Genomic DNA, 18868 nt, shown 5'->3' on the forward strand with positions numbered 1-18868 from the left:
CATGCGACGCCTCGCGCTCCCGCTGCGTTTAGTCCCCGCGTCGCTGCTTGCCCTCGCGCTGAGCGGCTGTCTGTTCGGACCTGACTATGTGCGCCCGACCGTGGCGACACCCGCGAACTATCGTTTCGCGACCGGTGAAACCGCCGAGGTCGCCAATGCGGCCTGGTGGGAGCAGTTCAAGGACCCGGTCCTGAACGATCTGATTCTGGCCGCGCTCGCGGACAACAAGGACGTGAAGATCGCCGCCGCCCGCGTCGACCAGTTTCTCGGCCAGTTCGTGACGACGCGCTCGGCGCTGTTTCCGCAAATCACCGCGGGCTTCGACGCCTCGCGTCAACGTGCGTCCATTGCGGGCTTGAACACGCTGCCCGCCGGCGTCAGCCCCGTCTTCAACCAGTTCCAGGCACCGTTGATGGCGGCCTGGGAAATCGATCTGTTCGGACGCGTGCGGCGCGAGACCGAATCGGCGCGCGCGAGCCTGCTCGCAAGCGAAGAGGGCCGCCGCGCGACGATTCTTTCGCTGGTCGCTTCGGTGGCTACCGCCTACATCAATCTGCGCGATCTGGACCAGCAACTGGCCATTGCCACGGCGACAACCGAGAGCCGCGCGGGATCCGTCAAGGTATTCCAGGCGCGCTTCTCAGGCGGCGATGTCTCGCAGATGGAACTCGCGCAGAGCCAGTCTGAATACGAAGCATCGCTCGCCACGATTCCGCAGCTCGAGACGCAGATCGCCCAGCAGGAAGACGCCTTGTCGGTCCTGCTCGGGCGCAATCCAGGTCCGATTCTGCGTGGCCGCGATCTGACCGACCTCGCATTGCCCGCGGTGCCGGCGGGTCTGCCGTCCGATCTGCTTGAACGCCGCCCCGATCTGCTGCAGGCGGAGCAAAACCTGGTCGCCGCCAATGCCTTGATCGGCGCCGCGCGTGCGCTCTATTTTCCGCAGATTTCGCTGACGGGCCTGTTCGGCACCGCCAGCGGGCAGTTCTCGAAGCTCTTCACCGGACCTGCGCGCATCTGGTCGTACGCGGGCTCGTTGACGGTGCCGATCTTCACCGCGGGCAGCATCAGCGGCCAGGTGAGTCAGGCGGAAGCGCAGCAGCAACAGGCGCTGTTCCAGTATCAGCAGGCCATCCAGACCGCGTTCCAGGAGGTCGACGACGCGCTGATCGCCGTGCAGAAGTCGCGTGAACAACTGGTGGTCCAGGGGCGCCAGGTGGATGCGTTGCGCACGTATTCGCGGCTCGCCCGGCTGCGTTTCGAAGGCGGCTATACGAGCTATATCGAGGTGCTCGATGCCGAGCGCAGTCTGTTCAACGCGCAACTCAGCTACACGCAAACCAACGGCCTCGTGTTCAATTCGCTGATCAGTCTTTATAAGGCGATGGGCGGCGGCTGGGTTGTCGAGGCGGAAGCCATGACGGGCAGAGTGATGGGGCAGGGGCCCGGCGTGCAGGCGAGCAGGCAGGCTGCCAATCAATTGCCAGCAGAGTCGCCGGCTCAGCCCGCAAGTCCGGCACCGGCACCGGCCGCCACGGAGCAGCCCAAATGACGACGGTGACGAACGCGCCCACTGGCACGCCCGCGCCGGCCGAGCCCATTTCCCTCGTTGCCTGCCAAGAATGCGATCTGCTGCAGCGTGAATCCGAACTGCCGGGCAATGGCACGCTGCGTTGCTGCCGCTGCCATGCGGAACTCTATCGCGCGCATCCGGACAGCACCGACCGCGCGCTCGCTTTTACGCTGACCTGCATCGTGCTGTTCGTCATCAGCAACCTGTATCCGATCGTTGGGCTGGCCGTCAACGGCGACCTCGTCGAGACGACCTTGCTCGGCGCGGTGCGCGTGCTCTACAAGGACGGCATGTGGCCACTGGCGGGCCTCGTGCTCGCGACGACCTTCCTGATGCCTCTGCTGCAGATGGCGAGCATGGCCTATCTGCTGGTGCCGATGTGGCTGAAGCGCGCGCCGTATCGCGCCGATCTCGTGTTTCGCCTGATGCATCTGGCGCAGCCATGGGGCATGACGGAGGTGCTGATTCTTGGCATGCTCGTGGCACTGGTCAAGCTGGCGCACATTGCCAGCGTAGTGCCGGGTGTCGCGTTGTGGTCGTTCGGCGCGTTGATGCTGTTGCTCGCCGCCGCCGCCTCCGCATTCGATCCGCGCGCGCTATGGCAGCGCATGGGCGGCTTCGACGATACGGCCTCCCGAACTGAGGCATCCGCCGCCGCTTCGGCTCATACGGCCCTGCGTTGCGGGCTGCTGAGTTGTCACAGTTGCGGCCTGCTGGTGAAAGCGACGGCCCACGAGCACGGCGCAAGTTGTCCACGCTGCGGCTCCCATCTGCACGCGCGCAAACCCAATAGCATCGCGCGCACCTGGGCGTTCCTGATTGCCGCCATCGTGCTATATATCCCCGCCAATGCGCTTCCAGTGATGAACACAAGTTCGCTGTTCGGCTCCGAGAAGGACACGATCATGAGCGGCGTCGTCTATCTCTGGACCTCGGGCTCGTGGTCGCTTGCCCTGGTAGTGTTCATCGCCAGCGTCGCCGTGCCGATGCTCAAGATTCTTGCGCTCGTCTACCTCGTGATCTCCACGCAGCGGCGCTCAGTCATGCTTACGCAGCAGCGCACCCGCATCTACCGGCTGGTTGAACTGGTGGGCCGCTGGTCGATGCTCGATATCTACGTCATCACTATTCTGGTGGCGCTCGTGCAGTTCAACGCGCTTGCCACGATCCAGGCGGGACCGGCCGCGATTGCGTTCGGCTCGGTCGTCGTGCTGACGATGTTCGCCGCCATGTCGTTCGACCCGCGCCTGATCTGGGACGCGACGGAGGATCATCATGTCTAGGCCACCCGAGCTACCCGAAGCGGTGGCGACGCCGCGCTCGCGCTGGCGCATGCAGGTGGTGTGGCTGGTGCCGCTGATCGCCGTGCTGATCGGCGGTTGGCTCGCGGTCAAGGCGATCCTCGAACAGGGCCCCACCGTCACCATCAGTTTCGAAACTGGCGAAGGGCTCGAAGCGGGCAAGACCAAGCTCAAGTTCAAGAACGTGGACATTGGCGTGGTCAAAAGCGTGACCTTGTCGACCGATCATCGCAGTGTGGTCGCCACCGCCGAGCTCTCCAAAGATGCCACCGGCCTGCTGGTGGACGACACGCGCTTCTGGGTCGTGCGTCCACGGATTTCGGGCGGCACGGTCTCGGGCATCGGTACCTTGCTATCCGGATCGTTCATCGGCATGGACGTGGGTACTTCCACCAAGGCGCGGCGCAGCTACGTCGGGCTCGAGTCGCCGCCGGTGTTCGCGAGCGGCGTGCCGGGGCGTGAATTCATCCTGAAGGGCACCGATATGGGCTCGCTCGATATCGGTTCGCCGATCTATTTCAGACGGCTGCAAGTCGGGCAGATCACCTCGTACAAGCTGGACGACAATGGCAAAGGCGTGACGATGCATGTCTTCGTCAATGCGCCTTACGACAAGTACGTGCAGATCGATACGCGCTTCTGGCAGGCAAGCGGCATCGACGTGTCGCTCGATACGAACGGGGTGAAGATCAACACGCAATCGCTGGTGGCGATCCTGATTGGCGGACTGGCCTTCGAGTCGCCCGACGACACCGCCGACGAACCGCCGGCCGCTGCGAACACGACGTTCGATCTGTTCTCCGACAAGACGGAGGCGATGAAACGCCATGACCGGATCATCGACAGGTACGTGTTGAACTTCAAGGAATCGGTACGCGGATTGACGGTCGGCGCGCCGGTCGATTTTCTCGGCATCGTGGTAGGCGAAGTGGCGGCCATTCATACACGTTTTGATCCGGTCACCAAACAGTTCAGCATCCCGGTCGACATCAAGCTGTATCCCGAACGCTTCACATCGCGCTTCGCGTCCGGCGTAGCCGGCGGCAGGGTGACCAACGACCGGCAGCAACTTGCTCGAGCGCTCGTCGAACATGGCCTGCGGGCACAATTGCGTACCGGCAATCTGTTGACCGGCCAACTTTACGTGGCGCTCGATTTCTTCCCGAACGCACCCAAAGCGAAGGTGGACTGGAGTTCGGACCCGCCCGCATTGCCGACTGTCGCAGGCGGATTGCAATCGCTGCAGGATTCGGTGACGACGCTCATCGCCAAGCTGAACAAGATCCCGTTCGAAGCGATCGGCAAGGACGCGCATCAGACGCTACGTGATGCGGACGCGCTGCTCAAGCGGCTCGATTCGGAAGTCGCGCCACAAGCGACACAGACCCTTGCGGCGGCGAAGTCCGCGCTCGATTCCGCGAACAACGCGTTGCAGCCGGATTCCGCGCTATCGCAGAACACCGGCGACGCGATGAAGGAGCTGGCACGCACGGCGGCGGCCTTCCGTACCCTGGCGGACTATCTCGAACGCCATCCAGAAGCGCTGATCCGGGGCAAGCTGGAGGATAAAAAATGAAGCGCCTTTCGCTATCCGTCGCCGTGGCACTCATCGCCGGCATGCTGTGCGCTTGCGCTTCATCGCCGAAAGCGGACTTCTATACGCTGAGCCCGGTGGCGCCGCAGGCGACCAATCCGCCCGCAACGCCGATTACCGTGCTGATCGGCGTGGTCAGCGTGCCCGAACTCGTCGACCGGCCACAAATCGTGGTTCGTACCGGCGACAACAAGGTCGATATCAATGAATTTGCCCGCTGGGCCGATCCGCTGAAAAGTCAGATTCCCGGCGTGATACGCGCCGACCTCGCGCGCTTGCTGAACAGCCCGCTGGTATCGACCTACGCGATGGGCGGCGATCCGACGTCGGCTTTTCGGGTTCAACTGGATATTCAGCGCTTCGATGCGGCGCTCGGCGACGCTGTGACGGTCGACGTGTTGTGGTCGGTATCCCCGCCCGGGAAAAAGCCACTGCTAAGCGGACGCAGCACTGTGCGTGAGCCTTGCGCGGGCGCCGGCTTCGATGCGGTAGTGGCTGCATACAGTGTGGCGCTGGCAACGGTGAGCCGCGATATTGCCGCTGCGATCCGGCCGGTTTCGCCCTGATCGCACCCGTGCGTGGACGGCGCGAAGCGCTACTTTTTCGGCAGCTTGGATTGCTTGCCGCGCGCTCGCGGCTTCGGCTCGACGCCCACGCGCGGATCGCGGGCGAGCACCAGCGCCGTCAATTGTTCGGCCACGCTTTCAAACGCCGGATCGTCTTGCGCTATGTAGAGCCATTTGCCGAGCACCGGATGCGGCCGCAAAGCCGGCATCTCATCGATGAGCGTGGCGTGACGCTCGTGCGACGTGCACACCAGCAGGCCATTCCACGGCTTGTCGCGATCCGCGGCAATCAGGCACAAAAGCCCATCGATATAAGCGGCGTCGCTGCCGAACATCCGCTTGCTGATGTAAGTCGGATCGCGCTCGAACGCGTCGAAGATCCAGATGAGCGAGTTGCGGACAGACGAGGGCATCGGCGTGAAGACCTTGGCGATTTGGGCGATGAGGAGCGAAAAGCATAGCACCGCGCAGCTCGGCCGCCTGCCTTCTGTCAACCGGTGCACACCACCGCGGTCAGCAGCAATGGAATGACCGAGTGCACCTTGGCGGTGCTGCCGGCCGCGCGCACGCGCGTCTCGACCGACTCGCTCGGTGCGGACAGCACGACGCCGTACAACGGGCCCGCGAGTGCCTGACCGCGGCCTTTCTTGAACATGCCGTCGTCCGGTTCGTAGCCGAGCACCGCGTAGACGCGAAAGCCGAACACGGTCATGTCGCTGCCGTGCACGGGACGAAACGCGTTGACCGAGTTCGTGTCGACCCGCATCGGATTGGACTCGATGTAGTTGTCGTCGATGAGTTGGGTGATGAACGCGTGGGGACGCGCCTGACAGTCGAACTGTGCGTCGAGCGCGTAGGCATGCGATACCGCCGGGCAGAAGCCGACGCTTGAGACGAGGAGTGCGGCAAGCACTCTGAAAGGACGAGATTCCATGGCTGACGTGCCCCAACTGCGGGCGTCGGCAGGCTGAACGCACGCTAGACATCAGTCTCTCACGACTACGCGAACTGCGTACGTGCGTCAGCGAACGATGGCGGTGCCGCAACCGGATTCGGACTGAGGCGCTGTCGATCCCTCGCCTCGTCCACCTCGCGACACCTCAACTCACCCGCGGTTCTCAAACAGCTCGTTGAGTTGCGAGCCCGGCGCCGCGCCCGCAAAGCCGTCGAAGCGGCCTTGGGCGAGCGACTGCGCCGCCTGCATGAAACCGCCCCACGCCGCGCGGGCCAGCGCGCCGCCGACGCTGATGCGCCGCACGCCGAGCGCGGCCACGTCCTGCAGCGTGAACGCCGACGTCGATCCGATCAGCAGATTGACGGGCTTCGGCGCCACGGCGGCGACCACCGCCTCGATCTGTTCGCGCGTCTGAATGCCCGGTGCATACAGACAGTCGGCGCCGGCCTCCGAATAGGCCTTGAGTCGCGCGATCGCGTCGTCGAGATCGGGCGAGCCGGCGAAGAAGTTTTCCGCCCGGCCGACCAGCAGCGTATCGCCGCCGTTTTCGTCGATGGCGCGGCGCGCGGCGCTGATTCGCTCGACGGCAACCTCGATGGAGAAAAGCGGCGCGGCGGCGTCGCCGGTGGAGTCTTCGATCGACAGGCCGGCCACGCCGGTTTCGATGGCGAGCCTGACACTTTCCGCGACCTCGTTCGGCGTGCTGCCGAAGCCGTTTTCGAAGTCCGCGTTGACGGGCAAGTCGGTCGCTTCGACGATCTTGCGCAGATGCGTGAGGATCGCGTCGCGCGGCAAGCTGTTGTCGGCGTGTCCGGTGGACCAGGCAAAGCCGGAACTGGTCGTGGCGAGCGCCTGGAAGCCGAGCGTTTGCAGATAGCGCGCGCTGCCCGCATCCCACGGGTTGGGCAGGACGAAACAACCGGACGTGTGCAGGGCTTTGAACGCGGCGCGCTTTTCGGCGACGGTGCGGGACATGGCGTATCTCCTGAAAACGGACGAGCCTGAGCTGCCCGTGCTGGTTATGCGACCTCGAGGTTCGCGACCGGGATGTCGGTTCCGGTGTCCGCTGGACGCGGATCGCCGGCGTGGTGGACGTAGTGCGTCTGATGGAGCGGGTTGTGGCGGGTCCCATCATCCGCGAAATCGTTGTCGTTGTGTGCGACATACGTATGTTCGGACGGGCTTCTCCGCTCGCCGGCCTCAGCGCGCCGTTCGGCTCGCAATGACGAGGCAGCTCGGTGACTTCCCCGCGCGACGTTCGGCGAAGGCGTCGCCAGCCGGGCAAGTCCGACGACGCGTTATCTATCAGCCCGGCGCAGTGGACCCGGCACGCAGCGACTTCTTCGCCGCGCGAACGAACGCGACGAAATTCGCCACCACGGGATCGTCGCGCGTGGTCTGCCACGCCAGCGCCACCCGCCAACGTGCGGCGGCATCGCGCAACGGCAGCACCCTGGCGTCGCGTAGCAGGTATTGCGCGCGTGACGGCAGAAACGCTGCGCCCACGCCCGCCGCCACGCCGGCGAGAACCGATTGAATATCGTCGGCTTGCTGGATCACTTTGGGCACGAAGCCATGTTCACCGCACCAGTGATCGATTTGTGCCGCGAGGCCCGGGCCGCGTCCGCGTGACAGGGCGATGAAGCCAAGCTCGTTCAATTCCTGCAGATTCGACGGAACGCGTTTCCAGCGCGCGTACTGCGGTATCGCTAATGCCAGGGCCTCGTCGAGTATCGGCAAGGTGGACAGGCCGGCGTCCGCGGGCAAGCGCAGGAAGCCGACGTCGAGCTTGCCGCCGAGAAGCCGCCGCGATTGCTCCGCGGAAGACAGATCGTTGAGCGTGACGCTGACATTCGGATGGAGCTTGCGGAATTGGGCGATCAGTTGCGGCGCTTCGGTCAACGTCGACAGTCCGAGGCCGACGCGCAGATAGCCGCGCGTGCCGCTGCTCGCCTCGCGCGCACGCGCGAGGATATTGTCCGCGTCGCGGACCAGCGCCTCGGCGTCGGCAAGAAATCCTTCGCCGAAGATCGTCAGTTCCGCGCCGTGCCGGCCGCGCTCGAACAGCCTCGCGCCAAGGCTCGCTTCCAACGCCACGATCTGCTTGCTCAGAGCGGGCTGGCTGACATAAAGCGCTTCGGCGGCGTGCCCGAAGTGGCGGAGTTCAGCGACGGTCAGAAAGGCGCGCAGGAGTTTGAGTTCCATTCCGGCAAGTGATTGAATACATAGAATTTTTCATTTTACTTATGGATGGGGGAGCGGTCCAATGGTGGCGTTCTATTCATCCGGTCGTGAAGATGTTCGCCTCCACTGTTCCATCGCTTCGCGTTGCGGCTACGTCGCTCGTTTCACGTCCCGGCGACGTGGCGCATAACGTCGCGCGCATTGCAGATTGCCTGGCGCTTGCGGCTGAGAAAGACATCGGGCTGGTGGTATTTCCGGAGAGTTGTATCGGCGGCTACGGAAGCACGACGAAGCTTCATCGCGCCGAGCTCGATGCGCTTGCCGAGCCGCTCGACGGACCGTCGATCCGCGCGGTGGCCGATGCGGTCGAAGGCTCCGGCGTGGCGGCTGGCGTCGGCTTCCTGGAGCGCGCAGCCGATGGACGTTTGTTCAACAGCTACGTGGTGTGCCTGCCAGGTGGCGTGCGCCATTGTCACCGCAAGCTGCATGCGTTCGGGCATAAGCGGATCAGCAGCGGCGACCGGTTCACCGTGTTCGATACGGCGTGGGGCGTTCGCGTGGGCATCCTCATCGGCGGCGACAACTATCTGGTCGAGAACATGAGGATGACGGCGCTCATGGGCGCGACACTGCTGATCGCGCCGCATTGCAGCGACGGCGCGAACCGGACTGACGATCGCCAAAGGCAAGCGGGTTCGATGGGGCAATCGCTGCGCCGCTTGCTGTCGGCGCGGGCCGGTGACAACGGCATGTTCATTGTCTTCAGCGAAGGCGTGGAGACCGGCGGCTCAGAACGGTCGAGCGGGGCAGCGATGATCGTCGATCCATGCGGCCACGTGCTCGCCGCGAGCCGCGCGCGAGACGCACTTGTTTCCGCCGATCTGGACAGAGGCCTGATCCATGGAAGTGCAGGGCAGCAATGGCTGACGGCGCGCCGCCCGGAACTCTACGGCTTACTGACCCGATCCGGCGACCATCGTGCGGCGGAATTCGAGCCACGCGGCGCCTCTTCGCGAGGCGCGATCGCGCTCAGTTTTGCGCAGGTGAGCCGTAATCGGCCGTTACGCTAGCGTTCGTTCGTCAGGTGACGTCAGCGGAAGATCTCGGCAATCAGGTTCGCCACGGTCCGGATTCGCTCACTGTCGCGCAGAGCCGGATGCAGCACCATCCACACGTCCTGATCGAGTGCCTTGATGTGCTTCTCCACGCAGACGAGGTCGCTCGTCGTGTCACCGGCTAGCTGGGCGAGTATGCCGAGCCCGGAGCCGCCCAGCACGCCGTCGAACACGCCCATGCCGTAGCTGCTGCGCAGCGACGGCGCCGGCGCGCCGGGCAGCGCCTTCAGCCATTGCGTCGCAGGGTGATCGGGCTGACGGTCGTCGTAGCCGACGAACGAAAGCTTGTCCCACTCCTTCTTCACGATCGCGGCCTTGTGGCGCAGATAGTAGTCGCGCGAGCCGAACAGCCCGAAGCGGATCCTGCCGATCCGGCGGACGTACAGGTCGCCCTCTTCGGGGCACTCGGACCACAGCGCGATGTCCGCCTCGCGCCGCGCAAGGCTATAGGGACGCCGCGAAGTCAGCACTTCGATTGCGAGCCCGGGCAGCCGGTCCTGAAACGAGCCGAGCAGTTTCAGCAGAATGTACGACGGCCATTCGACGGCGTTGATCCGCACCGTGCCATGCGCGGGCGCGCCGCCGTTCACGTCAGCGGCGCGTTCGATCTGGTGCGCCAGGTCCTCCATCTGCTCCGCCCAGGCCAGCACCTTGGCGCCGAACGCCGTCACGGTACAGCCCGACGGTACCCGGTCGATCAAAGGTTCGCCCAGCCGCCGCTCGAGCTCGGTCAGGCGGCGCGACAGGGTCGGCGCGCTCAGGTCGCACGCCGCGGCGGCCGATCGCATGGTGCCTTCGCGGGCGATCGCCACCAGAATCCGCAGGTCGTCCCAATCGACGTGTTCCATTTTTGAAACGATAGGTTTTGAAATTTGACATAGCATAACGCAGTTCGCGGAGATAGGATTGGAGCTGGCCATACTTGCCCAGCATACGGGACGACCCTGATGGTTCAGCCAGTCGCGGCAAGTGCGGCGTTCCTACCCATCACACGACTCAACGGCTCTCAGTAGACCGAACGAGCGATACGGAGACATCAATGATTCGCCATTTCCTACCGGCGCGCCGTCGCGCCATCGCAGCCGGCGCAGCTTTCCTCGCTGTGTCGATTTTGCCGATGCCGGCAGCCTTCGCCCAGGCCGCCCATAAACCGAAAGTCGCGCTTGTCATGAAGTCGCTGGCAAACGAGTTCTTCCTGACCATGGAAACGGGCGCCAAGGATTATCAGAAGCAGAATCCGGCGAAGTTCGACCTCGTCACCAACGGCATCAAGGACGAAACGGACACCGCGAACCAGATCCGCATCGTCGAGCAGATGATCGTCTCGAAGGTCGACGCGCTGGTGATCGCGCCGGCTGACTCCAAGGCGCTGGTGCCGGTCCTGAAGAAAGCGGTCGATGCCGGCATCATCGTGGTCAATATCGACAACAAGCTGGACAACGACGTTCTCAAGTCGAAAGACCTGAACATCCCGTTCGTCGGGCCGGATAACGCGAAGGGCGCGCAGAAGGTCGGTGACTACCTGGCCAAGCATCTGAAGTCGGGCGACAACGTCGGCATTATTGAAGGTGTCACGACCACGACCAACGCGCAGCAACGCACGGCCGGCTTCAAGCAGGCCATGCAGGCGGGCGGCATGAAGGTCGTCGCACAGCAATCGGGCGAGTGGGAAATCGACAAGGGCAACGCCGTCGCGAGCCAGATCCTCAACGCGAATCCGGACGTCAAGGCTCTGCTGTGCGGCAACGACAACATGGCGATCGGCGCCGTGTCGGCCGTGCGCGCGGCCGGTAAGGCCGGCAAGGTGCAGGTGGTCGGCTATGACGACATCAACGCAATCAAGCCGATGCTCAAAGACGGCCGCGTGCTCGCCACCGCCAATCAATACGCAGCCAAGCAGGCCGTGTTCGGCATCGACACGGCTTTGAAGGCGCTTTCCGAACACAAGAAGCAGTCTGAATTGTCCGGCGTTGTCGAAACGCCGGTCGATCTGGTCACCAAGTAAGACGGGTGCAAGGTGTGGCCCGCTCCGCAAGGGGCCACGCCGACTGATTTCTGTCCAGCCTGAATCAATCTGATGTCCACTCCCATCTCATCCCTTGCCGACGCCGCGCCCGTGCTGCGCGTGCACGGTATCGGCAAGACCTATGCCGAGCCCGTGCTCGCCGACGTCTCGCTGGACTTGCGCGCGGGCGAAGTGCTGGCGCTGACCGGCGAAAACGGTGCGGGCAAGAGCACCTTGTCCAAGATTATCGGTGGCCTCGTCACGCCGACTACCGGTTCGATGACTCTCGCCGGCGCGGCCTATACGCCAGCCAGCCGCAAGGACGCCGAGGCGCTCGGCGTGCGCATGGTCATGCAGGAGCTGAACCTGCTGCCCACGCTCTCGGTGGCGGAAAACCTGTTTCTGAACCGTTTGCCGCAGCGCGGCATATTCGGTTGGATCGACCGCGCCAAACTGCGCGAGGACGCGCGGCACGCCATGGCGCAAGTCGGCCTCGACGCGATCGATCCCGACACGCTGGTCGGCACGCTGGGTATCGGGCATCAACAGATGGTCGAGATTGCGCGCAATCTGATCGGCGACTGCCGCGTGCTGATTCTCGACGAACCCACCGCGATGCTGACCGCCCGCGAAGTGGATCTGCTGTTCGAGCAGGTCGAGCGGTTAAAGGCGCGCGGCGTCGCGCTCGTGTACATCTCGCACCGGCTGGAAGAGTTGAAGCGTATCGCGAGGCGCGCTGCCGTGTTGCGCGACGGCCGGCTCGTGCATGTCGACGAGATGGCCAACCTCACCACCGACCGTCTCGTGACCCTGATGGTAGGCCGCGATATCGGCGACCGGATCGATCTCGGCGAACGGCGTATCGGCGAGGTGGCCTTCAAGGTCGACGGCATGACGCGCGATCCGGTGGTGCGCGACGTGTCCTTCGAGGTCAAGGCCGGCGAGATTTTCGGCATCAGCGGACTAATCGGCGCCGGGCGCACGGAGTTGATGCGGCTCATCTATGGCGCGGACCGCGCGGACGTCGGCACTGTGTCGATCGGGAGGGAAGGCGGCGCGCTTGAGCCCGTGACGATCGCCTCGCCGTCGGACGCCGTGAAGCACGGCATCGCGCTGATCACGGAAGATCGCAAAGGCGAGGGTCTTTTGCTGACCCAGCCGATCGCCGCCAACATCTCGCTGGGCCACTTGCGTTCGGTGTCGAGCAAGGGCGTGGTGGACGGCCGTCGTGAAGCGGCTTTGGCGCACCAGCAGATCGACGCAATGCGCATTCGCAGTTCCGGGCCGTCGCAGCCGATGTCCGAGTTGTCGGGCGGCAATCAACAAAAGGTGGTGATCGGCCGGTGGCTGGCGCGCGATTGCACCGTGTTGCTGTTCGATGAGCCGACGCGCGGCATCGACGTCGGCGCGAAGTTCGACATTTATGCCTTGATGGGCGCGCTGGCTCGCGAAGGCCGCGCGCTGGTGGTGGTATCGAGCGATCTGCGCGAATTGATGGCGATTTGCGACCGGATCGCGGTGATGTCGGCGGGACGTATGACGGGCCTGTTCGAGCGCGGCAGCTGGACTCAGGACGCGCTGCTGGCGGCGGCATTCGCAGGCTACGCGAAACGCGATGACATGCTGCACGAGCCGATCGAACCCGACGCGAAGGCGCCCGACGAAAGTAAATTAGTGGAGTATTGAGCATGACCGTGGAAACCAGCCTGCCTACGCTGCAGAACGAACCGCCCAAAAACGCGAAGCCGCTCGGCACGCGACTCGGATTGTCGAACTACCTTGGATTGCTCGGCGCGCTCCTTGGCATGATCGTTTTGTTCTCGTTGTTGAGTTCGCATTTCCTGACTTACGACACATTCAGCACGATCGCCAACCAGATCCCTGATCTCGTCGTGATGTCGATCGGCATGACGTTCGTGCTGATCATTGCCGGCATCGATCTGTCGGTCGGCTCGGTGCTGGCGCTCGGCGCGGCGCTCACGAGCGTCGCGGCCTTGCAGTGGCATTGGCCGGCGCTGCCCGCGGCCTTGCTCGGCATGGCCGGCGCGACGCTGACCGGCTGCGTGACCGGCGCGATCACCGTGGCGTGGCGGATTCCGTCGTTCATCGTGTCGCTCGGCGTGCTGGAAGCGGCACGTGGTCTCGCGTATCAGCTGACCAACTCGCGCACGGCCTATATCGGCGATGCCTTCGATTTCCTTTCTAATCCGGTCGCGTTCGGCATCTCGCCGGCGTTCATCATTGCAATTGTGGTGATGGTCGCCGCGCAGTTCGTGTTGACGCGTACGGTTTTCGGCCGATATCTGGTCGGCATCGGCACGAATGAGGAAGCGGTGCGGCTCGCGGGTGTTAATCCGCGCCCCTACAAAATCGCCGTGTTCGCGATGATGGGTTTGCTGGCCGGCCTGGCTTCGCTGTTCCAGATTTCGCGGCTCGAGGCTGCGGACCCGAATGCCGGGCAAGGTATCGAATTGCAGGTGATCGCGGCGGTGGTGATCGGCGGAACGAGTTTGATGGGCGGACGTGGTTCGGTGACGAGCACGTTCTTCGGCGTGTTGATCATTTCGGTGCTGGCCGCGGGTCTCGCGCAGATCGGCGCGACGGAGCCGACCAAACGCATCATTACGGGAGCTGTGATTGTCGTGGCTGTCGTGCTGGATACTTATCGAAGCCGGCGTCGCGCCGGGTAATTGGGACCGTTTCGTGGATGGTCAGCAGCTTTGCATGGGATTGGAGTAAGCGCTAAAGCGCCAACTCTGGTCGACCGCTTTGCATGGGACCAGAGTAAGTGCTAAAGCACTAACTCTGGTCGACAGGAGAAAATGAAAGTGTCAAAAGAAACGAAGCAAGGCCGGGTGCTGGTAGTGGGCAGCATCAATACGGATCTCGTCGCGCGCGCGCCGCATCTGCCGCGTCCCGGCGAGACGATTGGCGGACATGAATTCTCGCAGGTCGCGGGCGGCAAGGGCGGGAACCAGGCTGTCGCCGCCGCGCGCATCGGCGCACAGGTGGCGATGGTCGGATGCGTCGGCAAAGACGCGAACGGCGCGCAGCGTGTCAAGGATCTGGAAGCGGAAGGGATCGACTGTAGCGGCGTCGAGGTTCATCCGGGCCAGCCGACCGGTGTCGCCATGGTGACGGTGTCCGACGATGGGCAGAACACGATCGTCGTGGTTGCCGGCAGCAACGGCGAACTCACGCCGGAGAGCGTAGCTCGCCATGAAGCGGCTATCAAGGCTTGCGACGTCGTGGTGTGCCAACTGGAAACGCCGTGGGATTCCGTTCACGCGACGCTCGCGCTCGCTCGCCGGCTCGGCAAGATCACCGTGTTGAACCCGGCGCCGGCCACAGGGCCGTTGCCTGCGGAATGGCTGCCGCTGGTCGACTACCTCGTGCCGAACGAGGTCGAGGCCGCCATTCTGGCCGGCCTGCCGGTCGAATCGCAAAGCGGCGCGCGGCGCGCGGCGACGGAATTGCAACAGGGCGGCGCGCGCAATGTGATCGTCACGCTCGGCGCGCAGGGCGCTTATCTGCTGGTGGAAGGCGGCGAGGGCATGCATTTCCCCGCGCCGCAAGTACAAGCGGTCGACACGACTGCGGCCGGCGACACTTTTATCGGCGTCTTCGCCGCGCAACTCGCTTCACGGCAGCCGCTGGAAGGCGCGATCAGCCTCGCGCAACGCGCGGCGTCGATTTCAGTAACGCGCGCCGGCGCGCAGCCTTCGATACCGACACGCGCGGAAGTCGATAGCGCAGCCTGACACGGATGCCGGTTGTGACATGAGGCGGTCCGTATTGCCACTTTCGGTGGCTCGACGTTGATTTATCGGCACCATCTCACGATGGTGTTCCCTTGTTAATCACGCTCTCGAATGGACGAAACATGAAATCACAATGTGTAGGCATACTGATGATGTCGTTGGGACTCGCTGCGTGCGGTGGCAGCATATCGACCACTGATCCTCTCGCCAATGCGCCGAAGGTCATCATCGATTCAGACTTCAACACGATGGGCGACGACGGGCAGCTTTTCGCCATGACTACGCAGTTGATGGGTCAGGGCAAGGTCAATCTGCTCGGACTCACCGTCGTTACCGGCAACGACTGGTTGCTGCAGGAAGAGTCGGATGCGCTCAAAGCTGTGGAGCGCATGGGTGTGCAGAACGTGGTGGGTGTGTACGGCGGCGCCGACTATCCGTTGCAATACGACGTAGCGAGTATTCGCGCGCAGCAGGCGGCCAATCCGAACGGCTACTTCGGCGCGTGGAGCCGGCCTGAACCGACTCAGCAGTCTCAACTCGTTGCGCCGCCGGACGGGTTCGCGGTATCGACGAAACTGCAGGCGCAGGGCGCGGCGGATTTCATGATTCAGACCATCAAGCGCTATCCGAACCAGGTCACTATTCTCGAGTTCGGGCCGCCCACCAACCTTGCCACGGCGATCCGGAAGGCGCCGGAGATCGTGCCGCTGATCAAGCGGATTGTCTACATGGGCGGCGCGATGGCGGTGCCGGGCAATGCGAACGCCGTGGGCGAGCTTAACTGGTGGTTCGATCCGCTGGCTGTGCGTACTGTGTTGCAGACTTCGATTCCACAAGCCGTGATTCCGCTCGACGTGACAAACACGGTGCCGCTGACTCAAAGTGTGTATGACCAGATCGTCAATAATCCGAGCAAGCAGACTGCGGTAACGAGGGCGTATGGGATTGCCAATGCCGGGGCGTTTGCTAGTAATACGGATTTGTTTGATACGTTGACGATCGCGTATTTCCTCGATCCTACTTACGCTACGCAGACGAAGAGTGCGTATCTGGATATCGATACTACGAGCGGTGAAGATCAGGGACATGTGATGGTTTATCCGGATCAGCCGGCAGCGGGGGCTTCGCCGCAGAAGATCACTTATGTCACGCAGTTTGATAACAACCGGTTTTTTGGTCTTTATGTTGATCTGTTGACGCGGCCTGTGCCGATTACATTGCCCTGACGGTGTGTTGCGGTGTGAAGCATACGGAAAGTCTTTACGTATGTTGCATTGCATTTACCTAATGGTCGTTCACAGAGAAAGAGCGGATTGCGGCTAGTAAATAGTCGTTATCCGCCATCTCCCCACCTCCCCCCATGAGTCGATCCGTTCGGATTGAAAAGCCGTGTGCCGCCTTCGCCATGTTCACGTCCAACCGGCATGAACATGGCGGCAAATTGCTAACTATCGTCTGAAGTTTCCAGAGTCGAGCTTTTTAGAACGATTGATTCTGAATGGCAAAATATTAGTCATCCAGATCAAAACGTAGCGGATCGATATCGCGCTCGTGTTTACCCGGTGAAAAATAAGCGCACGCAAAGGTCGATGATTTTCTAGACTCCTTTCTGTTGATCCGTTCCAATGACACCTCGGGCCGGGCGATGACGACGCACAAGAAAAAACGTGGTCCGCAAGGTGAAAAAGTCGAAGGGATCGAGTGGTTGCATTTGCTCGGTAGGGCTGCTTTGTCCGTGCTGTTAGGTCTCGTGCTTGCCGTCGTGGTGCCGACACGCTTTACCGAAGAAATGGGTGCTCAGACCATGGCACGCTACGCCGCGCCGTTTTCAGGCTATCTGTTCGACACCGCGCGCGGGAAAGCGGCCGCGAAAGATCCGGTTCAGTGGAAACAGCGCGAGATCACCGTGCTGGCGATCGATCGCGAGGCGCTAAGGGCGCGTGGCGAAGGCTGGCCGGCTCGTTACCCTTTCTACAGTTGGCTTTTGGGCTATCTGAACGAGTATCGGCCGACAGGTCTGTTCATCGATGTGATTCTTTCCCAACCACGGAACAAGGACTGCGACGGTGGCGGCAAGGCCGCCGGGTTTAGCGGTGTCGAGAAAACCAAGGCTTGTTATTGCACCAACGACATTGATGATTTTGGCGATTTCAGGCAGGCACTCACCGGTCTGACATCGAACAAAATACCTGTGTTTCTGGCTGCACGCCGGGAGCCAGACAACACATTGGTTACGAACGCCGCCCTCGATAGCGATAGCGAGTTGAAGTCTTTGCGGCGCGTTGGCGTTGAATTTTCGGCCCATTCGGTAGACCGGCTCGCATGGACGTATCCGCTTGTCTACGCCGGCAAGGAACCGGGCGATACCGAAACGACGCACCCCGTTTCTGCCAGTGCGGCCGTGCCGGATCTTCCAGAGCAATCGAAACGCCAATGCACGGCGAGTGCAGCTTTCGCAATCTTCAGCGAGATGTATGACAAGGACAAGAAACTCACAGTGCCCTGCAACGAGACAAAATCCATGTCGATCACGTGGCCGCTCGATACAGCAGCGGATGGCCTGCTTTGGCAGGAACCCGCGGATGAAGAGAGCGAGGCACGTCACCATATGCCGCGCATCCTGCGAGCGGATCTCGGCGACGACGATGACGAGATGTACTGCACGTCAAGCGGCCAACTGTCGACCCTGCTAAAGCGTGCCGAGGCACGCGCGCTTTTCCGTCCGACAAGCAGGCCGCTGTGCGTGCACTATCGAACCATCCACGCAAGCCAGCTTGAGCGGATGAGCCCCGAAGATCTGGGCAAGGCGTTCAGCAATCACTTCGTGATGATCGGCACGTCGTTCGCCTATTCGAACGACCTCATCCTCTCGCCTCTCCAGGACCGCATACCGGGTGTGTTTCTGCACGCTGTCGCTCTGGACAATCTGTTGAGCCGTGGCGAAAAACTGGAGAACGTCGAAGCCTGGGAGCTTGATTCCCACACGTCCGCAAATCGGTGGGGCAGGCTATTGTTATTGGGTGCGATTGGCTTCGGGCTGATCTTCTTCACCGTGCTTCTCAAGAAAGAGGCCAGAAAGAAGTTCGCCAGGTTCCATCGCGAGCGCACGCATTGGAGGAAACCTCTCCACTTGCACTGGTGGGCCGCAAAGGGCGCGACCGCTGCTTTCAATATCACGTTGTTCGTTACCAGCTTTATCGTACTCGTGGCATTTGGCGTCGTGATGATCCTGCTCGGCAACTGGATGCTAGTCCCATTCCTTCTGATTTCGCATGTCCTCGCCTGCACTATCGCAGTCGAATGGCTCGAGTGGAGCGAGCACCTGTTCAATTGGATCACCGACAGCAAGGAGGATTGATCGTGAATAAAGTTCGAGATACCAAGCCGCTGCTCAGACACGCTTCCCTCGCCGCAGCGTCGCTCTCGGTGATCGCGCTAACCCTCGGCAATGTTGCCGCTGCCGACGAACAGCCTTATATCTATGCGCCGCAACCTGGCGCGACGGTGAAGCTGTACAACGCGCCGGGAGACAAGGAAAGTGCAATGGATGCCCCGAGTCTGCCTCTTCACGCGACAGGCCCTTCGCACAATCAGTTCTATCCTGTGACAGTCAATGGCCGGCCCTATTGGGTGAACGGCATGGATGTCAAGGTGAGTCGCAAAGCCCAGGCGCAATGCAGCGAGTCCGCCGGCGTTCAATCCGCCGCCACGCTTGGCGCCGCCACTAACCGGTGCAAATAATCATGCCCACCGGACGCCGATACTTCTGCGGCGCATGCGCAAGCCTTCTACTCGGCGCATGCGCGGACGTCAA

The 18868-nt window shown here is 62.6% G+C and carries 17 protein-coding genes; 12 read left to right on the plus strand and 5 right to left on the minus strand.

What is annotated here, in order from left to right; all coding sequences use genetic code 11:
* Position 1: 1 nt before the first annotated feature.
* From PQR54_RS08915 to PQR54_RS08930, 4 genes are read left to right on the plus strand one after another with little or no spacing between them, the layout of a single operon-like run.
* Positions 2 to 1552 (plus strand): efflux transporter outer membrane subunit, encoded by a 1551-nt coding sequence (locus tag PQR54_RS08915; protein WP_408245033.1) that lies wholly within the window; start codon positions 2 to 4, stop codon positions 1550 to 1552.
* Positions 1549 to 2856, plus strand: coding sequence for a paraquat-inducible protein A (locus PQR54_RS08920; protein ID WP_408245034.1), 1308 nt, complete (start codon positions 1549 to 1551; stop codon positions 2854 to 2856). Before PQR54_RS08915 ends, PQR54_RS08920 begins: the two co-directional genes overlap by 4 nt.
* Complete coding sequence (locus tag PQR54_RS08925) at positions 2849 to 4450, plus strand: PqiB family protein (protein WP_408245035.1); 1602 nt, start codon at positions 2849 to 2851, stop codon at positions 4448 to 4450. The genes PQR54_RS08920 and PQR54_RS08925 overlap by 8 nt, the downstream gene beginning before the upstream one ends.
* The gene (locus PQR54_RS08930; RefSeq protein ID WP_408245036.1) at positions 4447 to 5034 is read left to right on the plus strand and encodes a PqiC family protein; all 588 of its coding nucleotides are present in this window, start codon (positions 4447 to 4449) and stop codon (positions 5032 to 5034) included. The genes PQR54_RS08925 and PQR54_RS08930 overlap by 4 nt, the downstream gene beginning before the upstream one ends.
* A 29-nt stretch (positions 5035 to 5063) precedes the next feature.
* On the opposite strand, the gene PQR54_RS08935 is transcribed toward PQR54_RS08930, so the two are convergent.
* From PQR54_RS08935 to PQR54_RS08950, 4 genes are all read right to left on the minus strand, one after another.
* Positions 5064 to 5447 carry a hypothetical protein gene (locus PQR54_RS08935; protein ID WP_408245037.1) on the minus strand — a complete coding sequence of 128 codons (384 nt, stop codon included), beginning with the start codon at positions 5445 to 5447 and terminating at the stop codon, positions 5064 to 5066.
* A gap of 77 nt (positions 5448 to 5524) precedes the next feature.
* A complete protein-coding gene (locus PQR54_RS08940) occupies positions 5525 to 5968 on the minus strand; it encodes a hypothetical protein (RefSeq protein WP_408245038.1) in 444 nt (147 codons plus the stop codon).
* Between the two features lie 171 nt (positions 5969 to 6139).
* Positions 6140 to 6964, minus strand: a complete 825-nt coding sequence (locus tag PQR54_RS08945) for an isocitrate lyase/PEP mutase family protein (RefSeq protein ID WP_408245039.1) — start codon at positions 6962 to 6964, stop codon at positions 6140 to 6142.
* Positions 6965 to 7294: 330 nt separating this feature from the next.
* Positions 7295 to 8194, minus strand: coding sequence for a LysR family transcriptional regulator (locus tag PQR54_RS08950; RefSeq protein WP_408245040.1), 900 nt, complete (start codon positions 8192 to 8194; stop codon positions 7295 to 7297).
* Between the two features lie 92 nt (positions 8195 to 8286).
* Here PQR54_RS08950 and PQR54_RS08955 point away from each other — a divergent pair, with 92 nt between their 5' ends.
* Entirely contained in the window at positions 8287 to 9243 is a 957-nt protein-coding gene (locus tag PQR54_RS08955; protein ID WP_408245041.1) for a nitrilase-related carbon-nitrogen hydrolase, read from the plus strand.
* A gap of 20 nt (positions 9244 to 9263) precedes the next feature.
* On the opposite strand, the gene PQR54_RS08960 is transcribed toward PQR54_RS08955, so the two are convergent.
* Positions 9264 to 10136, minus strand: coding sequence for a LysR family transcriptional regulator (locus PQR54_RS08960; RefSeq protein ID WP_106278522.1), 873 nt, complete (start codon positions 10134 to 10136; stop codon positions 9264 to 9266).
* Between the two features lie 191 nt (positions 10137 to 10327).
* Between PQR54_RS08960 and PQR54_RS08965 the strand changes: the two genes are divergently transcribed.
* The 7 genes from PQR54_RS08965 (at position 10328) to PQR54_RS08995 (ending at position 18795) form a co-directional block, all read left to right on the plus strand.
* On the plus strand, positions 10328 to 11293 hold the full coding sequence (locus PQR54_RS08965; RefSeq protein WP_408245042.1) for a sugar ABC transporter substrate-binding protein: 966 nt from the start codon (positions 10328 to 10330) through the stop codon (positions 11291 to 11293).
* Positions 11294 to 11365: 72 nt separating this feature from the next.
* A complete protein-coding gene (locus PQR54_RS08970; protein ID WP_408245043.1) occupies positions 11366 to 12979 on the plus strand; it encodes a sugar ABC transporter ATP-binding protein in 1614 nt (537 codons plus the stop codon).
* 2 nt (positions 12980 to 12981) lie between these two features.
* A complete protein-coding gene (locus tag PQR54_RS08975) occupies positions 12982 to 13983 on the plus strand; it encodes an ABC transporter permease (RefSeq protein WP_012426058.1) in 1002 nt (333 codons plus the stop codon).
* Positions 13984 to 14121: 138 nt separating this feature from the next.
* Positions 14122 to 15054, plus strand: a complete 933-nt coding sequence (gene rbsK, locus PQR54_RS08980) for a ribokinase (RefSeq protein ID WP_408246020.1) — start codon at positions 14122 to 14124, stop codon at positions 15052 to 15054.
* Between the two features lie 122 nt (positions 15055 to 15176).
* Positions 15177 to 16280, plus strand: a complete 1104-nt coding sequence (locus tag PQR54_RS08985) for a nucleoside hydrolase (protein ID WP_408245044.1) — start codon at positions 15177 to 15179, stop codon at positions 16278 to 16280.
* Positions 16281 to 16699: 419 nt separating this feature from the next.
* On the plus strand, positions 16700 to 18412 hold the full coding sequence (locus PQR54_RS08990; protein ID WP_408245045.1) for a CHASE2 domain-containing protein: 1713 nt from the start codon (positions 16700 to 16702) through the stop codon (positions 18410 to 18412).
* Between the two features lie 2 nt (positions 18413 to 18414).
* A complete protein-coding gene (locus tag PQR54_RS08995) occupies positions 18415 to 18795 on the plus strand; it encodes a hypothetical protein (protein WP_408246022.1) in 381 nt (126 codons plus the stop codon).
* Positions 18796 to 18868: the final 73 nt, after the last annotated feature.

Source organism: Paraburkholderia phytofirmans (assembly GCF_046028095.1).
Classification (GTDB): Bacteria; Pseudomonadota; Gammaproteobacteria; order Burkholderiales; family Burkholderiaceae; genus Paraburkholderia; species Paraburkholderia phytofirmans_A.